1 protein-coding gene is annotated in these 399 nt (G+C 41.9%); it reads right to left on the bottom strand.

Going from position 1 to position 399, the window contains the following annotated elements; translation table 11 throughout:
- Positions 1–234, bottom strand: a 234-nt coding sequence (locus tag C6366_RS19025; protein ID WP_233248601.1) for an RNA methyltransferase substrate-binding domain-containing protein, incomplete at its 3' end; no start/stop codon positions are given.
- Between the last annotated feature and the right edge of the window lie 165 nt (positions 235–399).

The following is a 399-nucleotide window of genomic DNA, read 5'->3' as shown; positions in this document are numbered from 1 at the left end:
GTCCACAGGTGAAATAAAAGCCACAACACCCTGATGATTCTTGTCAGTAACCCGATTGATGCGCTCAACCGGTACGTTTTGGCAATAAACACCATGTTGGCGTGCCACGGTCATAAGTTCATTGAACAATTCACCCTGAAGACCAGTTTTCACAAGAATCTTCTCTATGTTTTTCCCACTTTGGATGGCCTCTATCACAGATCGGATTCCAAAAATGGCATTCTTTTCGTTCATGTATGTTTTATTAAGTGATAATAGTGTTTAAAAATTATGCAGCTCAACGGGTCAAAAGGAGGGTTACAATAAATCACGTTCAGCTTCGAGCGATTCCAGCTTCTGATGAAGCTGCTCCCACTCCTCCATTTTTTTCTCCAGTTCACGACGTACATTCTCATACTC

Source organism: Desulfonatronum sp. SC1 (assembly GCF_003046795.1).
Lineage (GTDB): Bacteria > Desulfobacterota > Desulfovibrionia > Desulfovibrionales > Desulfonatronaceae > Desulfonatronum.
The sequence above is the reverse complement of the archived record's forward strand: the minus strand, read 5'-3'. Positions and strand labels throughout refer to the sequence as shown.